Genomic DNA, 20,844 nt, shown 5'->3' on the forward strand with positions numbered 1-20,844 from the left:
GACTACTCTCTCCCAAAATACACAACCCAAAGATTTTAAATAACATCACCCTAAGAAATTGAAATAAAACGATTTCAAGTTTTGATATATTAAAAATACAGAAGCAATACAAATTAGGTGAAAGCCTAGAAAGAAAGAAGGGGTTTTGATGAATTCATCAAAGTCAGGCGCGCTAGCAAATAAGGCACCTCGAGTAAAGAATAAGCAAGGTGCGCTAAGCTATATTAGAAAAAATTATGTATTATATCTTTTTTTACTGCCTGCCTTTATTTTGGTACTTATTTTTAACTATATTCCGATGTATGGAGTATCTATCGCCTTTAAAGATTTCAGTCCATTGAAAGGGATTGCAGGAAGCGAATGGGTTGGCTTTGAACATTTTCAAGCATTTTTACAGTCACCTAACTTCCAACAGATATTTATGAATACGATCAAGTTGAGTTCCTTTGATTTACTATTTGGTTTTCCTGTTCCAGTTATCTTGGCATTGATGTTAAACCAAGTGAGACGAGCAAAAATTAAAAAGAATATTCAACTGATTATTTATGCACCCCACTTTATCTCCGTAGTGGTAATTGCCGGTATGATCTTTATCTTTCTATCTCCTGCTGGTCCATTGAATGCTCTATTAAGCGTTATATTAGATAGACCCATATCGTTTATGTCAGAGCCAGGGTACTTTCGAACGATCTTCATTGCTTCTGGAATCTGGCAGGGTGCAGGGTTTGCCTCGATTATTTATGTAGCGGCATTATCTAATGTAGATCCACAGTTACATGATGCAGCAACGATTGATGGGGCCTCTCTATTACAGCGGATTCGCCATATTGATTTGCAGACATTGAAACCAACCATGACGGTACTCTTTATTTTAGCAGTTGGCGGTATTATGACGATTGGTTTTGAGAAGGCGTATCTTCTTCAAACATCGATGAATATACCAGCTTCTGAAATTATTGATACGTATGTGTACAAACGAGGGTTGCAACAAGCAGATTGGTCGTTTGGTGCGGCAATTGGGTTATTTAACTCGATTATCAGTTTAGTATTGTTAATAGCAGTTAACACGATTGTGAAACGAGTTAATGGAGAAACACTTTATTAGAGAGGAGGCTGTGCCATGAATAATTCATTAATTAACAACTCAAAGACAGATAAGTTCATTTTACTTCTTAATAAGATTGTGTTGAGTATCATCGTTTTAATTGTGACAATTCCTCTATTGTATGTCCTATTGGGATCCTTTTTACAACCAGATGTACTACTCACACAAGGTATTTCCTTAGACCCTAGCCATTGGACCATCAATGGTTATGTCAAGATATTTCAAGATGGATCGATTATGAGGGGCTTTTTGAACTCTATCTTATATGCTGCAGGCTTTACCCTTGTGGGCGTGGTTTTTACTATTATGGCCGGTTATTCCTTGTCTGTAGATAGTTTAGTAGGAAAAAGGGCTCTGATGTTATATTTCATTTTTACGATGTTCTTTAATGGTGGTATGGTTCCTACTTATTTATTGGTAAGAGAATTAGGTATGTTAAACACACCATGGGCAATGATTTTGCCAGGAGCCATCACGGTTTGGAATATTATTTTGGCGAGGACTTATTTTAAAGGGCTGCCAAATGCTTTGAAGGAAGCGGCAAGAATCGATGGGGCTTCAGATGCGAGGATTTTTCTAAGTATTATCTTGCCCTTATCAAAACCAATTATCTTTGTACTGGCCCTATATGCCTTTATCGGCCAATGGAATGCTTATTTTAACGCGATGATCTATTTAGAGGATCGAAGTCTTTACCCATTGCAATTAATTTTACGAGATCTATTGATTCAAAATGAAGTCGAACCCGGTATGATTGGGGATCAAATGGCAAGGGCTGAAATGCAGCGTCTTGCAGAAATGATCAAGTATTCTGCGATTGTGATAGCTAGTTTACCATTGATGATCATGTATCCATTCTTCCAGAAATATTTTGAAAAGGGTGTTATGGTCGGATCATTAAAATAATATAAAAAAAGCGAGGGGTAAAAAAATGAGAAGTTTTTATCGTTACTTAGCAGTTAGCATGTTTATTGGTTTATTAATTATTGCGGGTTGTTCTAATAGTGATGATTCAGCCTCCTCTGAGAATTATGAGTTAAGTGATATTACGTTCCCAGTAGAGGAAGAAGACGTTAGTCTGAAGTTTATTACCGAAAGTTCACCAATGGCTCCAGAAGATCCGAATGACAAGCTAATCTTGCAACGATTGGAAGAAGAAACAGGAGTTCACATTGATTGGAAAAACTATACCGGAGAATCTTTTGCAGAACAACGTAACTTGGCAGTTGCAAGTGGTGACCTGCCAGATGCTATTATGAACACAGCTTACAGTGATTATGAATTATTAGATTTAGCCAATGATGAAGCGATTGTCCCAGTAGAAGATTTAATCGATCAGTATATGCCAAATCTACAAGCGGTATTAGAAGAAGCACCAGAGTATCGGGCAATGATGACCGCTCCCGACGGACATATTTATGCCTTTCCTTGGATTGAAGAATTAGGTTCAGGTAAAGAAAGTATTCACTCGTTGGATGCAACGGGATGGATTAATGTGAAGTGGTTAGAGGAATTAGGTTTAGACATGCCATCCACTACGGAAGAATTAAAGGAAGCCTTAGTAGCCTTTAAAGAAAATGATATGGCTGGAAACGGCGAAACGATTCCATTATCATTTATTATTAGCCACGGCGGGGAAGATGTTTCCTTCTTATTCTCTCCATTTGGTGAGGGGGAGAATTGGGATCATACCGTTGTTACCAATGATGATGAAGTGCTATTTACCTCTGCACAAGAGGGATATAAAGATGCCATCAATTATTTAAATGAACTATATGAATTGGATTTAATCGACGTGGAAGCTTTTGAACAAGATTGGAATACCTATGTAGCGAAAGGAAAAGAAGGTCGTTACGGCTTATACTTTACTTGGGATAAAGCAAACATTTCCGGAATGGAAGATTATGAATTGTTACCCCCATTAGAGGGACCTGATGGTCGTAAACATGTGGCGCGTTCAAACGGAATGGGCTTTGACCGATCCAAGATGGTTATCACATCAGCCAATGAAAATCTAGAACTAACAGCAAAATGGATTGATAAGCTATATGAACCGTTGCAATCTGTCCAAAATAATTGGGGTACTTATGGGGATGAAGAAAAGCAGAATATTTTTGAATATGATGAAAATGAAGAAATGTTAAAACACTTACCGTTAGAAGGTACAGCACCCGTTGAATTACGTGAAGAGACATCCATTAGTGGTCCTTTAGCTGTTTTGGATAGTTATTATGGCAATGTAACAACTATGCCAGATGATGCTGCTTGGAGATTGGATCAATTACACGAAACCTTAGTTCCTTACATGAATAATGATAATATTTATCCACCAGTATTCATGTCTCTAGATGAATTGGATCAACGTGCCGAAATTGAAGCAGACTTATTCCCTTACGTAGAACGTAAAAAAGCCGAGTGGATTACCAATGGTATGGCAGATGAAGAATGGGAAGAGTATCTTGCTGAATTGGATCGTTTAGGCTATCCAGAATGGTTACAAATCAAACAAGATGCGTATGATCGGAATTTGGAAGCAGAAGAAGAAGCGACAGAATAGTTAACTTGAAATTTGCAAGATATATAGAAGGAGTTGTCACGATATGCATGAATTATGTGCTGTGGCAGCTCTTTTTGTTTATTATAAAAATAAGTATTAACAGTGGTAAAAGCATCATACATTATTAAAATCAGGTCTTTACAATCAAAAAGACATGTGATAGACTTCTTTTTAATTAATCATAGTCTATGACTAAATACTTTGGAAAAGGAGAAATGCTTCATGAGTGGGTTGGATTGGTTCGTGATTTTGCTGTTTGTCCTTGTGATGGTACTTATCGGTTTTTATTCTTACAAAAAAGTAAGCGATTCCAAAGATTTTTATGTGGCTGGAGGTAAATTACCATGGTGGCTATCAGGAATCTCTCACCATGTGTCAGGCTATAGCGGGGCGGTGTTTGTCGCTTATGCAGGTCTTGCTTATACCCATGGTTTCAGTCTTTATGTATGGTGGGCATTGGTAATCTTTGTGGCAGTTATTATTGGAGCGTATACACTTGCCCCAAGATGGTCTAGATTACGAATCAATTATCATATCGAATCACCGACAGAATATTTGAAGCTTCGTTATAACTTGCCGACCCAACAGCTAATGGCATGGTGTGGTGTGCTTCTCAAGTTGTTTGATGTTGGTGCAAAATGGGCGGCTATTGGAATCTTATTAAATGTGTTTACGGGAATACCGATTATTTATGGCGTGGTCGTGTCTGGTATTGTTTCGCTTATTTATATTACCATTGGCGGTCTATGGGCAGACATCTGGACCGATTTTGCACAATTTGTTATTCAAGCGGTAGCCGGGTTAATTATGTTTTTTGTGGTACTCCAACGTTTTGGTGGGGGATGGGATGGTTTTATAGGTATTTGGTCAGAATTGCCAGCTTCACACTCCCAACCATTTCTTGAACCATATACTTTCTGGTATGTTCTCTTCTATTTATTAGTTGTCTTTCTTAGTTATAATGGTGGAACATGGAATTTGGCAACACGGTTTATTTCCTCACCTAGTGCAAAAGAAGCGAAGAAAAGCGCTTTGTTATCGGGTGTTTTATATTTGATTTGGCCAATCTTTCTGTTTTATCCCATGTGGGCAGCTCCTCTTATCTTACCAAATATTTCAGACCCAACGCAGTCATATGGGATGTTGGCCCAAGAATTATTACCAGCAGGATTAGTCGGACTGGTCTTAGCCGGTCTCTTTGCAGCAACCATGTCGATGACTTCTTCTGATGCCAATACGATTTCAGCTGTTATTACTAGAGATATTCTACCCGTTCTGTCAACTAAATTTAAAAATTTAAAACAAAAGGAATCATTAAGAATTGCTCGAGTAACAACCTTTATATTTACTTTTCTAACGTTAATTATTGGTATTCAAAATCAATATTTCGGTGGTGTATTAGGGTTAATTATTTCATGGTTTGGGGCATTGGTTGGGCCTATATCTGTGCCTATGTTATTTGGTCTCTTTCCTATATTCAAACATTCTGACTCCAAGGCGGCGATTACTTCAGTGATAGCAGGTTTGTGTATGTTTGTCATCACGAAATATGCTGTTACGGTTCCATTATCGATAGAGATTGGCGCACCAGTATTTACTTCAGCTATTATTTTTATTGTGATGGGATGGTTAAACCGTAATAAGAAAATGAATCCGGAAGTGGAAAAAATGGTCTACGCTTTAAGTAAAGATTAAAAGGGTGATTAGATGAATAAACCAATAGAACGATATCAAACAGAGTTAAGTCAACAGTTGCTCCCTTTTTGGAAAAAAGCAATCGACACAGAATATGGCGGCGTATATACTTGTTTTTCCAATGATGGTGCACAACTGATTAGTAAAAGGAAGTATATTTGGTCGCAGGGTCGATTTTTATGGATTGCTTGTAAATTACAGCAATTACAAAACGAAAACAGACTCACAGATGATTTTCAATGGAATCGTGTCGCTAAGCAGACCTACGAGTTTTTAAGAAAGAATGCCTTAATGGACAATCGGCATGTCGTATTTGCAGTAGAGAGAGATGGACGACATATAGCTGATCAGATGGATACCAGTATCTTTGCGGACTGTTTTTACGTATTAGGCTGTAATGCTTATGCCGATTTACAGCAGGATAAACAAGTATTTGAGCATGCTTATGCCATCTATCAAAAAATAAATAATAGGATAGATCATCAAACATTTAAATCCGATCCGTATCCTATTCCTAAAGGATACACTTCTCATTCTATTGCGATGATCTTACTCAATGTTGCCCAAGAATTATATATCACAGCAACATCCTTTTCTAAAGAATATGAGCAAGCTTTAGAAAGGGATCAGCTTATTCTCATTAACCGCATTCTTGATGAGTTTGTGACAGGTAGCCGGATCAAGGAACTAAAACATTCTCAAGCAGCAGGAGATACGTTACTAGAAAGACATATCAACCCAGGTCACACTTTGGAGTCTGTTTGGTTTATGCTTCATTCGTTGCAAGGGTTACAACAGGAAAAGCAAGAGACCATAACAAAGATAGAAGAGGTTGCTAAACAGGCATTAGAACTTGGATGGGATCAACAAGATGGTGGGTTATTCAGGTTTATTGACCATCTGGGTGGAGAGCCGACTGGAATATTAATTGACACCCCTTACGAACAATTAATACATGATACATGGAACTTAAAGCTATGGTGGCCGCATGCAGAAGCACTGTATACCACAAAGCTATTGGAGAGCATTACTGGAAAAACAGAATGGACGAATTATTATGAACAGATCGAGCGTTATGCGCTAGCTACTTTTCCGCAAACAGATCCTGCTATACGTGAATGGATCCAAATTCGAAGTCGGGATGGCACACCACTTGAAAAAGTGGTAGCACTTCCGGTGAAGGACCCTTTTCATATTATTCGAAGTTTTATTCTGTTAATCGAGCTGCAAGAAAGGAAGAAATAAATGCAACTAGGCGTTAGTAAAATAGATATTACACCAAATACACCGATAGAACTTGCTGGTTTTGCGCATAGAGAGGGTAAGGCAGATAGTGTAGCTACTCGGTTATGGCTGAAAGTATTCTATTTTCAAGCAAGTTCAAGCCAGTTTGTCTATATGATAGCTGATTTGATTTGGTGGGATGATCAATGGGTAGAAGCTATGAAAAGCGAAATAGAAAAGAAATATCAAATTGATCGCAAATATATTTGTTTGCAGGGCACACATAATCATTCTGGTCCACAAACAAGCGGAAAATTCAGCAGAGCACTTGGCAGAAGCGATGCTGCCTATTTAGCAAGTATACAAGCTGGTGTGTGGGCAGGCTTAGATATAGCTATGAATAATCAAGAGGAAGTAGTATTATCTAAACAAACGATGAATTATCATATGGGAGTGAATCGGCGCAAAATAATGGAGGACGATGTGGTGATGGCACCAAATAAGGAAGGATCAACAGATAATCTTGTTACCGCACTGACTTTTCAGACAAAACAGGAAGAAGTAAAAGCAATCTGGATCCACTATACCTGTCACCCAACGATTACCGATGCCAATGAAATATCTAGTGAATTTTGTGGTATATTGTGCGAAGAAATCGAGAAAAAACGTCCTAAAGCTATTGTGGCCTATCTACAAGGTTTTTGTGGAGATATTCGACCTAATTTGGTAACGGGAGAGTCTTTTACCAGAGGATCATTAGCAGATATGTATCATCTGGGAATAGCATTTTCAAAAGCTGTTATGGACATGTTGCATAAGCCCCCTATTGTTATCAATCTAGACCGGGAGATTAAAGTGAAGGAAACGCGCTTGTTGCTGCCGTTTAATCAATGGGCCGACCCAAAGCCTCCCGCTGATTTAGCTGATGAATGGAATAGACTATCAAAGAATTATGCACATCCTCCGTTCACACTGCAATATATTCAATTATCTGAGGAACTCAAGCTGTTTGCCTGTAATGGGGAACTGGTACATCAATATGGTTTATATTTGAAAACCTTGGATGAGAATGTCCTTCCTTTAGGGTATGCAAATGGGATGGTAGGATATGTTCCAACGGCTAACCAAATGGAGGAAGGGGGATATGAGTCCTATGATTCTATCTTCTACTTTGGTTTGCCGTTACCTTATGATCCTTCCCTTGAAACACAAATAAAAAGCAAGATGAGAACGTTAATGAATGATGAAAGGATGAATAACATATGATACAGCAACGAATAGATAAGTTATCTTACTATGTTTGTGAGAATCGACATGAAATGGGGAGAACAGCCGCAGCATTGGCTGCAGAACGGATAAAGCAGGCTTTGTCCAAGAAAGAAGAGGTAAGAATCATATTTGCCGCTGCCCCATCACAACTAGAATTTATTGACGAGCTAACCAGTGATTCATCTATCGATTGGTCGAGGATAATCGGTTTTCATATGGATGAATACATTGGCTTAACCAACTACAAAGATCAGCGATTTGCAGTGTTTATTAAAGAGAATATTGCAGATAAAGTGAATATGAAAGACATGCATTATTTTGATACGTTAGCTGATCCAGAAGAAGAAACGATCCGATATACAAGATTACTGCAAGAGGCACCTATTGATTTGGTATGTTTGGGAATTGGGGAGAATGGTCACATTGCTTTTAATGACCCTCCGGTTGCCGATTTTAATGATGTTAAGCTAGTAAAGCAAGTAGAGCTTGATCAAACATGTAAGCAGCAACAAGTCAATGATGGTTGTTTTCCAACGATTGATGAAGTACCAAAAATGGCTTGGACGTTAACGATCCCTGCCTTAGTTTCGTCAAAATCCATGGTTTGTGTGGTACCTGGAGAACGTAAAGCACAAGCCGTTTATCATATGTTAAAAGGAGAAATAAGTACGGCATGCCCTGCTTCTATTTTAAGAATCCACTCAGATGCCCACTTAGTGATGGATAGAGAAGCCTTTGGAGTGGTGAATGATGGTAAATAACATCATAGGATATAACTATCAAACGAAGGATCTAGAATCAATCGAATGGGATAATGGTGTCATTACTAATATCCAGCCGGTAAAAGGAGCAGAGAGTTCTGATAATATCATTGCCCCAGGATTGGTAGATATGCAAGTCAACGGTTATAGGGGAATTGATTTTAATCAATCTCCCCTTAATCAACAAGAGTGGCAGACAGTTATGTTGGATATGGCGAAACATGGTGTGACTACCTTTTACCCTACCATCATCACTAATTCTTTTGAAAAGTTAGCTGATCTGTTTCATGAATCGGTGAAGATACTTGATCCATTAGAGGCTTCGACGATTGGTGGTTTTCATTTGGAGGGGCCCTATATTTCAACCGAAGATGGACCACGTGGGGCTCATGATAAGTCTTTTGTCCGAGCGCCCAATTGGCAAGAGTTCTCTCATCTGCAACGTAAAGCAAATGGAAAAATAAAACTAGTTACCTTATCACCCGAATGGGAAGAAGCTCCCCTGTTTATTGAAAAGGCGAAAGATGAAGGCGTAATCACGGCCATAGGTCATACAGCTGCCAATAGCGATGATATTCGAAAAGCAGTTAACGCCGGTTCCAGTTTGTCGACTCATCTTGGTAACGGAGCCCATGTGTTATTGCCAAGGCATCCTAATTACCTATGGGACCAGTTGGCAGAGGATGATTTATCTGCTTCTGTTATTTCAGATGGACATCATCTACCTGCTTCTGTATTGAAGGTCATTCATCAAGTAAAGGGTGATCAGATGGTTTTAGTAAGTGACAGTGTAGCGCTTGCTGGATTACCTCCAGGAAGCTATACATCTCCAGTAGGAGGAAAAGTAGTGTTAACGAAAGAGGGAAGGTTGCATCTAAAAGATAACCCGAAGCTTCTAGCGGGATCGGCTATGAACTTGCTTCAGGGAATTCACCATCTTATTCATACAGGTATTACAGAGTTTGCAGAGGCTTGGGATAAAGCTTCCATCCTCCCTGCCAAGTTATTAAACCTACCTCAACAGCGGGGACTATCCATCGGAGCACCTGCCGATTTGGTCATTTATAATAAAGAAACGAATCAGGTGATGGAAACGTACAAAGAAGGAATACCACTATTAAATAGAAAGGAAGGATAAAAGATGCAAATTATGTTAGATTATTATAAAGAGATTCAAACCTATTTAGAAGCAATTATACAAACAGAAGAAGAACATATCCAAGAAGCTGCTGAAGCAGTAGCACAGCATATTGAAAAGGATCGCACATTTTTTGTCTATGGTCCGGGAGGTCATTCCAATTTAGCATCACAAGAAGTGTTTTTTCGAGCCGGTGGTTTAATGCATGCCAACGCGATACTAGATGAAGGTACATTACTTAGTAGCGGAGCACTTCGTTCGATGGCCATTGAGCGAACACCTGGATATGGTAAAATAGTGATGGATAACTATCAAATAGGTGATGGCGATTTGCTGATTTTAGTAAACGCATATGGCATCAATACAACCGTTATTGAATCGGCTATTGAGGCAAAACAACGAGGGGCTAAGGTGATTGGTATATCATCGGTAGAACATGCGAAAGATACACCAGCAACACATCCTGCTCGCCATCCATCTAAGAAAAATTTACATGACATTGTTGACATACATGTGGATTCTAAAGTGCAAGTTGGCGACGCGGTGATTTCCATTGAAGGAGTGGAACAAAAAGTTGGTGCCATTTCTACCTTTGTTAACGCCTTTATCATGAATTCGATAACCATGCAGACAACGAAGTTATTGAATGCTCAAGAAGTGGAACCACCGATTTGGAAAAGTGGTAACGCAACAGGAGGAGATGAATGGAATCAACAATTCTTGGGTCGATTCCAAGGTAAGATGAAGCATTTATAATGTCAATGATGCTCTGAGGAGTGTATGACTGTGTCAAAAGGTACTGGAATATTAAGAGAAGTAAATAAGCGCAAATTATTGTCTTTAGTAAGAAGATATAAGCAAACATCGCGAAAAGACCTTGTTGCTCAAATGGGGGTAAGCAAAAATACGGTTTCCCTGATTGTAGAAGAGCTAATGATTGCCGGTTTGATAGAAGAGGTGGGAATAAATGGGCAGTCTTCTAAAGGAAGACCAAAAATTACGCTTCAATTGGCAGAATCAGCATACCAATCAATTGGCGTTTTAGTGAACGATGATCATATTCAAGTAACCGTGATGCATTACAATGGTGATATATTAGAGAATCAAAAAATAGATTGTTCGTGTCAACATATAGAACAGACGAAAGATACCATTGTCTCTGTCATTAAGGACATTCAAGGTCGGTATAGTAACATTGTAGGTGTAGGGGTTGCTATACCAGGTATTGTTAATTGCGATCAGTCGATTGTATATGAATCAGCAAGGTTAGGATGGAGGAATGAGTTATTTGACCTCAATAAAGAATATGGTTTGGCGATCCCTGTTCGAATTCAAAATAGGGTGAGAATGAACGCCTTGCAAAGTATAGAACAAGATGTTGCAACGTCAGAAAAAAGTATATTTTTTCTTCAGGTGAGCGAAGGAGTTGGTGGTGCATTTATTGATCATCACCAGATATTGAGTGGAGGAAGCTGGACAGCAGGGGAAATTGGACATATTTCCGTAAAGGATAATGGTCCGCTTTGCACTTGCGGTCAAAACGGATGTCTAGAAGTATTGATTAGTGAGCTGGCATTTGCCAAACGAATACAAGAAACGAGGGGAAAGAAGGTAGAATTACCACTACAAGATATCCATTCAGAGGAAGTGGAAGTGATAGCCAATGAATTTGGCAATTACCTTGGCAAAGCACTAATCCATATTATTCACCTGATGAATCCAGATCAAATTATTATCGACTCTCCTTACAACGCTTCCCAAGCATTTACGAATGCCTGCATGGAGAGGGTGCGATTATCGGCTTTACAAATCCCATTGATGATGACAAATATCCAGTTTCAAAAGAAGACGTATGATCAAGTCACGGGAGCTGCATTGTCTGTATTCCTTGATTTTGAACATAACAAGTTATCGTTTCATACATAGTTCGTTGGTGGTAAAGACGTCTATCGGTTGTTATTACCGATAGACGTCTTGTTGTTATCCTTTGGTAGTAGTGTAGCTCAATTGTTTTTGAAATATTCTATTTTACTAATCTAGGTTTCAAAATGATGTTGAAAGCAGTTGTTTAAAATCATTTTTCTGCCTGTTCATTTTAAAAATCTCCTTTATCCGCTTCTCCTGCATTTTTAACGGCTTCTTCGCGATTTTGTGCCATCTCATCAACCGTTTTCACATGCATTCTGGCTGCTCCCTGATAATCTTTAGTAGGTATTAACTCCTCGTTTTGCAAGCGGTCTTTGGCAGCTGCGGTAGCTATTTTATATTGCGGCAGCCACTGCTCCTGCGCAACTAAGAATTCATCAACCATTTGCCAAATCTCTTTTGGATTACAAACGGCCCCAACCAATGGATCCATCATCATGGCTTGTCGTAAAAGATAATCATCACCGTGAACTGCTGCTTCCACAGCCAGCCTTTGTACAGAAATACTGGCATTACAAACAGCTGCTGGCCCAAGCGGTAAGTCGCCAACAAGTGGCATATTAATCCCGTTTCGATCGACATAACCGGGTGCTTCGATGACAGCATCATCAGGTAAATTAGCAATCACTCCTTGATTGATATAATTGAAGTGACCACGGTACGTTCTCCCGGTTTCTAAACCTTCTAAAATATAGGAGCCATGTTCTTGGCCTCTATTATCTTCTTTATACTCAAATGCAGGTTCTTTTAACCAATTGGGAAAGTCTGTTTCAAACCAATGACGTCCCTCGGTACAAACCCTTAAGTAACCGCCTGTTTCCCCATTGATCCATGTGCTTAAGTCAATCCACTCGTTAATTTCTTCCGGGCGCTTGCGGTACCAAGGCAAGTACTCGCTTAAGTGTCCGTTAGATTCGGTACTGAAATAACCGAAGCGGCGCAGCATATCAATGCGGACCTTCTCTTCTTGACTATACTCGGGATGTTGTTCAAATGCCTCTAATAAGTCAGCAGTGCGATCTTCGCCATCGGTTTGAACCTGGATATACCATGTTTGATGGTTAATCCCTGCGCAAATGATATCGACTTCTTCTTTCTCTCTTCCCAATGCTTCAGCAATTTGTTTATGCCCATTCTGCACACCATGACATAGCCCAATTGTATGTACACCGCCATATGTGTTACATGCCCAAGTCATCATAGCCATTGGATTAGCGTAGTTCAACAGCAGGCACTGCTCATAAGCAACTTCACGAATATCCTTACAAATTTCTAACATTTCAGCAATGCCACGCTGCCCATACATAATCCCGCCAGCACATAGGGTATCACCAACACATTGATCCACCCCATATTTTAATGGAATCTCAATATCATGTTTGAAAGCTTCCAATCCACCGATCCGCACGACATTAAATATATATTTTGCATCTTTCAATGCTTCGCGTCGATTAGTAGTAGCTTTGATCTGAATCGAGAGCCCATTCTCGTCGACATCACGTTGACAGAGCTGGGTCACCATATCTAAATTTTTCTCACTAATGTCGGTGAAAGCAACCTCAATTTCTTTAAATTCAGGGACGGATAAGATATCCCTCAGTAGCCCCCTTGTAAAACCAATACTTCCTGCGCCTATAAATGTTATTTTAAATGAGATAGGAAAACCCTCCTTATTTTTTTATGATAGGTATACTATAACATTTAATATATAAAAGCGCTTACGTATTTATAACTAGTGTTGTTATTTTTGTATAAAATTCTAACTTAAATTATGATTTACAGATAACGACACATAAGATGAAATGACCGACGTGAAGTTATAATATTATGTAAAAAAAGGTTACCATAGATTTTGGTGCGAAAAATGGTACAATTATTAGAATCAATTAAGAAAGGAATAGTTAATTATGATCTAACTTGTATAAAAATCTGTAATTATAAACGAGTTGTCAGGTTGGTTAAATCTCCAGGGATAAGCATGTATTCTTTATTTAAATTAAGCGGAAATATGTAGTGATTTTTTATAGATTTTGCTCCAAGTAATATATTATGATAAACATTAGAAGATGAAAGTTGCTTGACCATAAATGATAGATAAAAAAAGAGAATATCTTCGGAAAAGGTGGGATAACATGCGTGTTACAACAAAACAAATTGCAGAAGAATTGGGTATATCTATGGCTACTGTCGATCGAGTATTGAATAACAGACAAGGAGTAAGTGCCAAAACAGTAGAGAAGGTAAAAACAAAAGCAAATGAATTAGGTTATAGATCAAACAAAGCAGCAAAGTTTCTGGCAACTCAAAAAATCACCAAGGTGGCATTTATTCTTCCCAAGTTTCCAGATTATTTTTGGGATGACTTAGATCAAGAGATAAAAGAGGGAGCTAAATTATATCAAGATTTTGGATTAATAGTTGAGGTTCGTCGTGTAGATACTGTGCCAAATAATAATCAAGTTGAATATATAGAAAATGTATTGCTTGAAGCACAATATGAGGCTATTGTGATAGCTGCTCATGATGCTAAACCACTAGAGTCTGTAATTAATAGAGCGATGGAGCAGGGGGTAGCAGTTTTTACCATTAATACAGATGTGCCTAATAGTAATCGTATTGCTTATGTAGGAAGTGATTATTATGATTTTGGTTATTTAGCAGGCGAGCTAATTCACTTATTCACTAAAAAAACACCAAATGTAATTCTAATTAGGGAAGAAGAAAATACTTTTCAAATGATTAAGAAAGAAAATGGCTTCAAGGATTATATTAATAAAATGGATAAAAATATTCAAGTAGTAGATATAAAATATGATACGACGGCTTACATCGAAGAAAAAAGATTAGAAAGTTTACTTGATCGATATACGAATTCTATTATGAAAGCCGATGCCATTTATATTGCCGGGGGCTTGTTGGATAAAGTGATTCAAATCGTAGAAAAATGGGGCAAAAAACCGATTTTGATTGGTCATGATATAAATAAACAAATATATCAAGGGTTTGATAAAGAGATTATAACCGCTTCTATATGTCAAGATCCAGTGGCGCAGGCTACATTTGCTCTAAAGAAAATATATACATATTTGTTAGAAGGAAATTCACCACCAATTTCTTCACATATTGTTAAACCAGAAATAGTTACTAAAGCAAATGCTAAATATTATATAAGAAATTAATTAATCAAATGATATAGCTTGAATTAAAGTTGTATATTCACTTGTATAGTAATAAATTCAAATAGACAAACGGTTTGTTATTGTGTGCATTTAATTGTACTTAGTTATTTAGAAATGCTTTGACAGATTTGTTTCATACTATGAAAATTCAACTGATAAACAAAAAAATGATTGACGTACCTCATTTGTTGTTTTATACTTCTATTATATTCGAATTGATGAAAACACTTACTTATGTGTTATTCATCTCTTTTTTAAAAGTTTTTGAGGTACGTACTTCTTTTTTGGTGTTAGTGTTAGGATTTTAATAGCGTCACCATTAAAAAATATTATACGAGGAGGATTAATATGAAATTTAAAATATCTTTTGTATTATTAATTTTATTAAGTTTTTTAGCAGCTTGTGGTTCTAATGGAAGCGATAACAGTGGCGCGAGTGGAGATGAAATAGTATTAGATGTATTCAATATTAAAGTGGAAACAACGGAACAATTAGATAATTTAGTAGATATTTATGAGAGCGAGAATGACAATGTTAGGATTAATGTAACTACAGTTGGCGGAGGGCAAGATGCTGCTTCTGCCTTACAAGCTAAATTCTCATCTAATGAAGAACCTTCTATTTTCTTATTGGGTGGATTGTCAGATGTAGAGAAATATCAAGACTATTTATTAGATGTTTCTGATATGGAAAGCGCAGAACAAGCAATAGATGGAACGTTAAATGGTGTATCAATTGATGACACGCCTTACGGTATTCCTTTAAACATTGAGGGATATGGATGGATGATTAATAAAGATGTTTTTGAAAGAGCTGGCGTGGACCCTACAACCATAAACAGCTATGAAGTGTTTGTAGAAGCAGTAGAAACTATCGATGCTCAAAAAGAAGAATTAGGAATAGACGCCGTCTTTGGATTTAGCGGAATGGAAGATTGGGTAGTAAGTCAATACTCCAGTCACTTCACCAGTCCTGAATTCGATCATGATGAAGCGGTTGGTTATGCAACTGACGAATTGAATTTTGAGTATGGCGATAGAATGAAAGAATATACAGACTTAGTTAATCAATATAATGTACAGCCAATATTATCTTTAGATTACAGTACTTCAGTGGAAGAGCTCTTTACAAATGATCGAGTTGCCATAGTTCATCAAGGTAACTGGATAGTACCTACTTTAAACAGTATGGATGAAAGTTTTGCAGAAGAGAAGTTAGGTATTTTGCCTTTGTTTGTAGAGTCAGATACTGAAGGCAAGATTGTAGCAGGACCATCTTGGTATTGGGGAGTTAACGGGGAAAAAGATGATGAAGAAGTAGAAGAAGCAAAGAAATTTTTGGATTGGATGTACACATCTGATACGGGTAAAGAATTGATTGTAGAAGATTTTCAATATATACCGGCTCATGAAGGATACGATACGGATTTGATTGCAGATCCTACATCGAAAGAAATATACGAGATGGTATTAGATGAACAAGTAGGGATATGGGCTAATAATCAGTATCCAGATGGCTTTTTCTCAGAAGCGCTGTTTCCTGAATTTCAAAAATATTTAGATGGACAGCAAAGCTGGGAAGAGTTCAAAGAAAATACCAGCCAATCATTTACAGATATGCGCTAATGTTTTCCTGGCTGATGGAACAAGTTATTTAACTTGTTCCATCATATTCTAGGAATAAAGGAGTGAAAAACATGACTTTTAAAAATCGTACCTACTGGTTATTTTTGTTACCTACATTGCTAGCTCTTTTAATAGTGTTAGTTCTTCCTTTTTTTCAAGGAGTGTACTATTCTTTCACTGAATATAATGGATTTCAAATATCTGAATTCGTAGGATTTCAAAACTATATTGATTTAATCTCAGATTCTGAGTTTCTCTATAGTTTACAATTTACAGCTGGATTCTCCGTTGCTTCAGTCATTGGAATAAATGTTATTGGTTTAGGTTTTGCCGTATTAGTTACACAAAAATTAGGTAAGGTAAGTACTCTATTTCGTACGATTTATTTTATGCCGAATCTTATTGGTGGAATTATATTAGGGTTTATCTGGCAATTTATCTTTCTTAAGGCTTTCACTGGAATGGCGGATATTACAGGATTAGATTTCTTTAGAGGATGGTTGTCCGATACTCAAACTGGTTTTTGGGGATTAGTGATCTTGTTTGTTTGGCAAATGAGTGGTTATATCATGGTGATCTATGTTTCATTTTTAAATAATGTCCCTAAAGAATTATTAGAAGCTGCAACGATAGATGGTGCAAATAAATGGCAAAGCTTTTGGCGGGTGAAATTCCCACTTATTATTCCAGCTTTTACAGTTAGTTTATTTTTGACATTGTCTAACGCTTTTAAAGTATATGATCAAAATATGGCATTAACGGCGGGTGGGCCATTTGGTTCAACAAAAATGGCTACAATGAATATTTATGATACGGCTTTTAAAGTTCAAGATATGGGATATGCGCAATCTAAAGCGATTGTATTTCTAATTATTATTACACTTATTTCTGTTATCCAACTCTATATAACGCGCAAAAAGGAGACAGAGCTATGAGAAATAAAGAACGTATGCACAAATACATGATGGTGTTTATAGGGACAGTTATTTCTTTATTATGGATATACCCTTTTTATTTAGTGTTAGTTAATTCTATCAAAACAAAAGCGGGCATTTTTGAGAGCACGCTTTCTTTACCAAGTGAACCAACTATGGAAAACTATCCAACAGCATTTGAGGAACTAGATTTTACTTTAACTTTTTTTAATTCTGTAGTAATCACGGGAGGAAGTATATTTCTTATTGTTGTTTTTACTTCAATGGCTGCATATGCTCTATCGCGAAGGCCGAGTAAAACTAGTTCTCTAATTTATTTTCTATTTGCAATATGTATGTTAATTCCATTCCAGTCTATTATGATTCCTTTAGTTTCTATATTTGGAGCGATAGACATGTTGAACAGAACTGGCTTATCTATTATGTATTTAGGCCTTGGTTCCAGTTTAGCCGTTTTTCTTTATGTTGGGGCCATGAAAAGTATACCTAAAGCGTTGGATGAAGCAGCGATAATAGATGGATGTAATAGATTTCAAGTGTATTGGCGTATTATTTTACCAATGTTGAAATCGACAACAGTCACAGTAATTGTACTAAATGCGATATGGTTTTGGAACGATTATTTATTGCCATCCATTGTTATTAATAAAGAAGGTATGTATACCATACCACTTAGAACATTTTACTTTTTTGGAGAATATTCCACTCAGTGGCACCTAGCTCTAGCAGCTTTGGTTATAGCTATGATTCCAATCATTGCATTGTATATGTTTTTACAAAAATATATTATTGATGGTATTTCAGACGGAGCTGTTAAATAAATTGGAGGAGAGAGACAAATGAAATTCACAGATGGAAATTGGTTGGTAAGGGAAGGATATAGTATTCACTTTCCAAGATTTATTCATGAAGTCGTTGAAAAAGATGGAGTTATTACACTTTATGCACCTTGTAAGTATATTAACAATCGCGGTAATACATTAGATGGTCCATTGTTAACTATTAAGATCTCTGCGCCGTTAAATGATGTGATCAGAGTGCAAACATGGCACTTTACTGGAAGAAAAGCAAAGTATCCTAATTTTAAGGTGATTGATCAAGTGAATAAAATTGCGTGGACTGAGGATGAAGATAACCTTTGTTTTACCAGTGGCCAGCTCTATTTAAAGATAGCAAAAAAAGATTTTTCATTATCTTTTGAAAATAAAAACGGTAAATTAACTTCTGGAGATGCAAAAGCCCTAGCATGGATAAATGGACCTGAGGATAAAACATATATGAGAGGTCAACTTCAATTAGGTGTAGGTGAGCAACTTTATGGACTTGGTGAACGTTTTACACCTTTTGTGAAAAATGGACAAACAGTGGATGTTTGGAATAAAGACGGTGGTACTAGCTCCGAACAATCTTATAAAAATGTTCCTTTTTATTTAAGTAGTAAAGGTTACGGTGTGTTCGTTAATCATCCAGAAGAAGTAAGTTACGAATTGGGATCAGAAGTGGTATCTCGTTCTCAATTCAGTGTGGAGGGGGAATATCTGGATTATTATCTTATTAATGGTCCCACACCAAAAGAAGTCATTAGCAGGTATACAGAATTAACAGGTAAACCTGCTTTACCACCTGCATGGAGTTTTGGTTTGTGGTTATCCACTTCCTTTACAACAAATTATAATGAAGAAACGGTGAATCATTTTGTTGATGGTATGTCTGAAAGAGGAATTCCTTTAACTGTTTTTCATTTTGATTGTTTCTGGATGAAGGAATTTGAATGGACAAGCTTTATGTGGGATGAGCGAAATTTTCCGGATCCGCAAGGGATGTTAAATCGTTTAAAAGCTAAAGGGTTAAAAATATGTGTTTGGATTAATCCGTATATTGCTCAAAAATCTCCATTATTTGATGAAGGCGTTGAAAAGGGTTATCTTATTCAGAAGTCGAATGGTGATGTATGGCAATGGGATTTATGGCAAGCAGGTATGGGAATTGTTGATTTCACGAACCCAGAGGCTTGTGAATGGTATAAAAAGCAATTAAAAATATTGCTTGATATGGGAGTGGACTCATTCAAAACTGATTTTGGTGAAAGAATTCCTACAGATGTAGTTTATCATGATGGATCTGATCCTCAAAAAATGCATAATTACTATTCTTATAAATTTAATCAACTTGTTTTTGGTTTGTTAAAAAAAGAACTTGGAGAAAAAGAAGCGGTCGTGTTTGCTCGTTCTTCTACAACAGGTGGACAACAATTCCCAGTTCATTGGGGTGGAGATTGTGATTCTACGTATGATGCAATGGCAGAAAGTTTGCGAGGTGGTTTATCATTAACTACTTCTGGTTTCGGTTATTGGAGTCATGATATTGGAGGATTTGAAAATACTGCAACTCCAGATGTCTTTAAACGTTGGACCGCTTTTGGACTATTATCCAGTCATAGTCGCTTTCATGGCAGTTCTTCCTATCGAGTCCCTTGGCATTTTGATGAAGAAGCGGTAGATGTGGCAAGATACTTTACAAAACTCAAAAACACGCTTATGCCTTATATTTACAATGAAGCAGTGAAAAATAATGAAACAGGGATTCCTGTTATGCGATCGATGCACATGGAATTTCCAGAAGATCCATTGTGTGAAACGTTGGATCGACAATATATGTTAGGTGATGCCATTTTAGTAGCACCAATCTTTAATGATGAAGGTATTGGCTCTTTTTATTTACCTGAAGGGAAATGGACCCATTATTTAACGAATTCTGTGATAGAGGGTGGTAAGTGGATAAAAGAAAAATATGATTATTTTAACTTGCCAATCTTTATAAAGCCTAATACCATTTTACCAACTGGAAAGAATGAAAATCATCCTGTTTATGATTATTCAGATCAATTAGTTTTCAAATTGTATAAAATAGAGAATGACCATGAAGTTATAAAAGAGTTAGTGAATATAGATGGTGAAAGATTTGGGTCCATAAAAGTACTGCGTCAAGACCAAACGTTAAAAGTAGAGGTAACTGGTTTAGATAAACCATATCAAATTGAGATTGAGGGACAAATTAAATTTGAAGGAGTTACGGAAGATAAAAAAGTAGTTATTGACTTGTAAGATAATGGAGAACGGGACATGAAGTTAAGATTGATGCGATGGTTAAATAATCTATATTTGGTCTGGGTACGTAGAATGAAATGTGATTCGAGTGCGAAAGAATATATTGGGGGAAGATCCATAATGGGTCATCCCCCGATTGTTTCTTTGTACAAATCAACAACATTTGGTAAGCTCCTTCTTTAAAAACAAATAGTCCTTTTTTCTACTTATATATTAATGCAATTTGTCATACTTAATATGAAATATACAATCAAAGTAATAGCTATGTCATTTTATTTTTCAAAATTAGGTTATGTCTCTCTTAAATGAAATAAAACAAGTT

General features: G+C 37.0%; 16 protein-coding genes. 15 read left to right on the plus strand and 1 reads right to left on the minus strand.

The genetic code is table 11. The features are described from left to right. Window positions 1-148 precede the first annotated feature (148 nt). The 10 genes from E0E32_RS08115 (at window position 149) to E0E32_RS08160 (ending at window position 11,675) form a co-directional block, all read left to right on the plus strand. Window positions 149-1,105 carry an ABC transporter permease gene (locus E0E32_RS08115; protein WP_130859534.1) on the plus strand — a complete coding sequence of 319 codons (957 nt, stop codon included), beginning with the start codon at window positions 149-151 and terminating at the stop codon, window positions 1,103-1,105. 15 nt (window positions 1,106-1,120) lie between these two features. Continuing rightward, on the plus strand, window positions 1,121-2,011 hold the full coding sequence (locus E0E32_RS08120) for a carbohydrate ABC transporter permease (RefSeq protein WP_130859535.1): 891 nt from the start codon (window positions 1,121-1,123) through the stop codon (window positions 2,009-2,011). Window positions 2,012-2,036: 25 nt separating this feature from the next. After that, complete coding sequence (locus tag E0E32_RS08125) at window positions 2,037-3,662, plus strand: extracellular solute-binding protein (protein WP_130859536.1); 1,626 nt, start codon at window positions 2,037-2,039, stop codon at window positions 3,660-3,662. 222 nt (window positions 3,663-3,884) lie between these two features. Next, window positions 3,885-5,357: a sodium:solute symporter family protein gene (locus E0E32_RS08130; RefSeq protein WP_130859537.1), complete on the plus strand. Its 1,473-nt coding sequence runs from the start codon at window positions 3,885-3,887 to the stop codon at window positions 5,355-5,357. Between the two features lie 12 nt (window positions 5,358-5,369). Continuing rightward, a complete protein-coding gene (locus E0E32_RS08135; RefSeq protein ID WP_130859538.1) occupies window positions 5,370-6,602 on the plus strand; it encodes an AGE family epimerase/isomerase in 1,233 nt (410 codons plus the stop codon). Further along, complete coding sequence (locus E0E32_RS08140; protein WP_130859539.1) at window positions 6,603-7,847, plus strand: neutral/alkaline non-lysosomal ceramidase N-terminal domain-containing protein; 1,245 nt, start codon at window positions 6,603-6,605, stop codon at window positions 7,845-7,847. After that, window positions 7,844-8,611 carry a glucosamine-6-phosphate deaminase gene (locus tag E0E32_RS08145; protein WP_066191434.1) on the plus strand — a complete coding sequence of 256 codons (768 nt, stop codon included), beginning with the start codon at window positions 7,844-7,846 and terminating at the stop codon, window positions 8,609-8,611. Before E0E32_RS08140 ends, E0E32_RS08145 begins: the two co-directional genes overlap by 4 nt. After that, window positions 8,601-9,749 carry an N-acetylglucosamine-6-phosphate deacetylase gene (locus E0E32_RS08150; protein WP_130860167.1) on the plus strand — a complete coding sequence of 383 codons (1,149 nt, stop codon included), beginning with the start codon at window positions 8,601-8,603 and terminating at the stop codon, window positions 9,747-9,749. The genes E0E32_RS08145 and E0E32_RS08150 overlap by 11 nt, the downstream gene beginning before the upstream one ends. 3 nt (window positions 9,750-9,752) lie before the next feature. Then, window positions 9,753-10,505 (plus strand): sugar isomerase domain-containing protein, encoded by a 753-nt coding sequence (locus E0E32_RS08155; protein WP_130859540.1) that lies wholly within the window; start codon window positions 9,753-9,755, stop codon window positions 10,503-10,505. A 30-nt stretch (window positions 10,506-10,535) separates the two neighbouring features. Beyond that, window positions 10,536-11,675, plus strand: coding sequence for an ROK family transcriptional regulator (locus E0E32_RS08160; protein WP_165444997.1), 1,140 nt, complete (start codon window positions 10,536-10,538; stop codon window positions 11,673-11,675). 169 nt (window positions 11,676-11,844) lie between these two features. On the opposite strand, the gene E0E32_RS08165 is transcribed toward E0E32_RS08160, so the two are convergent. Further along, complete coding sequence (locus tag E0E32_RS08165) at window positions 11,845-13,332, minus strand: alpha-glucosidase/alpha-galactosidase (protein WP_130859542.1); 1,488 nt, start codon at window positions 13,330-13,332, stop codon at window positions 11,845-11,847. Between the two features lie 475 nt (window positions 13,333-13,807). On the opposite strand from E0E32_RS08165, the gene E0E32_RS08170 reads away from it, so the two are divergent. From E0E32_RS08170 to yicI, 5 genes are all read left to right on the plus strand, one after another. Beyond that, window positions 13,808-14,854 (plus strand): LacI family DNA-binding transcriptional regulator, encoded by a 1,047-nt coding sequence (locus E0E32_RS08170; protein WP_165444998.1) that lies wholly within the window; start codon window positions 13,808-13,810, stop codon window positions 14,852-14,854. A gap of 348 nt (window positions 14,855-15,202) precedes the next feature. After that, window positions 15,203-16,480, plus strand: a complete 1,278-nt coding sequence (locus E0E32_RS08175; RefSeq protein ID WP_130859544.1) for an ABC transporter substrate-binding protein — start codon at window positions 15,203-15,205, stop codon at window positions 16,478-16,480. 71 nt (window positions 16,481-16,551) lie between these two features. Next, on the plus strand, window positions 16,552-17,415 hold the full coding sequence (locus E0E32_RS08180; RefSeq protein WP_130859545.1) for a carbohydrate ABC transporter permease: 864 nt from the start codon (window positions 16,552-16,554) through the stop codon (window positions 17,413-17,415). Next, window positions 17,412-18,236, plus strand: coding sequence for a carbohydrate ABC transporter permease (locus E0E32_RS08185; protein ID WP_130859546.1), 825 nt, complete (start codon window positions 17,412-17,414; stop codon window positions 18,234-18,236). Before E0E32_RS08180 ends, E0E32_RS08185 begins: the two co-directional genes overlap by 4 nt. Window positions 18,237-18,254: 18 nt before the next feature. Continuing rightward, complete coding sequence (yicI, locus tag E0E32_RS08190) at window positions 18,255-20,519, plus strand: alpha-xylosidase (RefSeq protein WP_130859547.1); 2,265 nt, start codon at window positions 18,255-18,257, stop codon at window positions 20,517-20,519. Window positions 20,520-20,844: the final 325 nt, after the last annotated feature.

It is taken from the genome of Gracilibacillus phocaeensis, from assembly GCF_900626275.1.
Taxonomy (GTDB): domain Bacteria; phylum Bacillota; class Bacilli; order Bacillales; family Amphibacillaceae; genus Gracilibacillus; species Gracilibacillus timonensis.

Coding starts and splice junctions, on each gene's coding strand:
- E0E32_RS08145 (WP_066191434.1), top strand. CDS start 7,844: ATGATACAGCAACGAATAGATAAGTTATCTTACTATGTTTGTGAGAAT.
- E0E32_RS08115 (WP_130859534.1), top strand. CDS start 149: ATGAATTCATCAAAGTCAGGCGCGCTAGCAAATAAGGCACCTCGAGTA.
- E0E32_RS08170 (WP_165444998.1), top strand. CDS start 13,808: ATGCGTGTTACAACAAAACAAATTGCAGAAGAATTGGGTATATCTATG.
- E0E32_RS08130 (WP_130859537.1), top strand. CDS start 3,885: ATGAGTGGGTTGGATTGGTTCGTGATTTTGCTGTTTGTCCTTGTGATG.
- E0E32_RS08155 (WP_130859540.1), top strand. CDS start 9,753: ATGCAAATTATGTTAGATTATTATAAAGAGATTCAAACCTATTTAGAA.
- E0E32_RS08135 (WP_130859538.1), top strand. CDS start 5,370: ATGAATAAACCAATAGAACGATATCAAACAGAGTTAAGTCAACAGTTG.
- E0E32_RS08140 (WP_130859539.1), top strand. CDS start 6,603: ATGCAACTAGGCGTTAGTAAAATAGATATTACACCAAATACACCGATA.
- E0E32_RS08175 (WP_130859544.1), top strand. CDS start 15,203: ATGAAATTTAAAATATCTTTTGTATTATTAATTTTATTAAGTTTTTTA.
- E0E32_RS08125 (WP_130859536.1), top strand. CDS start 2,037: ATGAGAAGTTTTTATCGTTACTTAGCAGTTAGCATGTTTATTGGTTTA.
- E0E32_RS08120 (WP_130859535.1), top strand. CDS start 1,121: ATGAATAATTCATTAATTAACAACTCAAAGACAGATAAGTTCATTTTA.
- E0E32_RS08180 (WP_130859545.1), top strand. CDS start 16,552: ATGACTTTTAAAAATCGTACCTACTGGTTATTTTTGTTACCTACATTG.
- yicI (WP_130859547.1), top strand. CDS start 18,255: ATGAAATTCACAGATGGAAATTGGTTGGTAAGGGAAGGATATAGTATT.
- E0E32_RS08150 (WP_130860167.1), top strand. CDS start 8,601: ATGGTAAATAACATCATAGGATATAACTATCAAACGAAGGATCTAGAA.
- E0E32_RS08185 (WP_130859546.1), top strand. CDS start 17,412: ATGAGAAATAAAGAACGTATGCACAAATACATGATGGTGTTTATAGGG.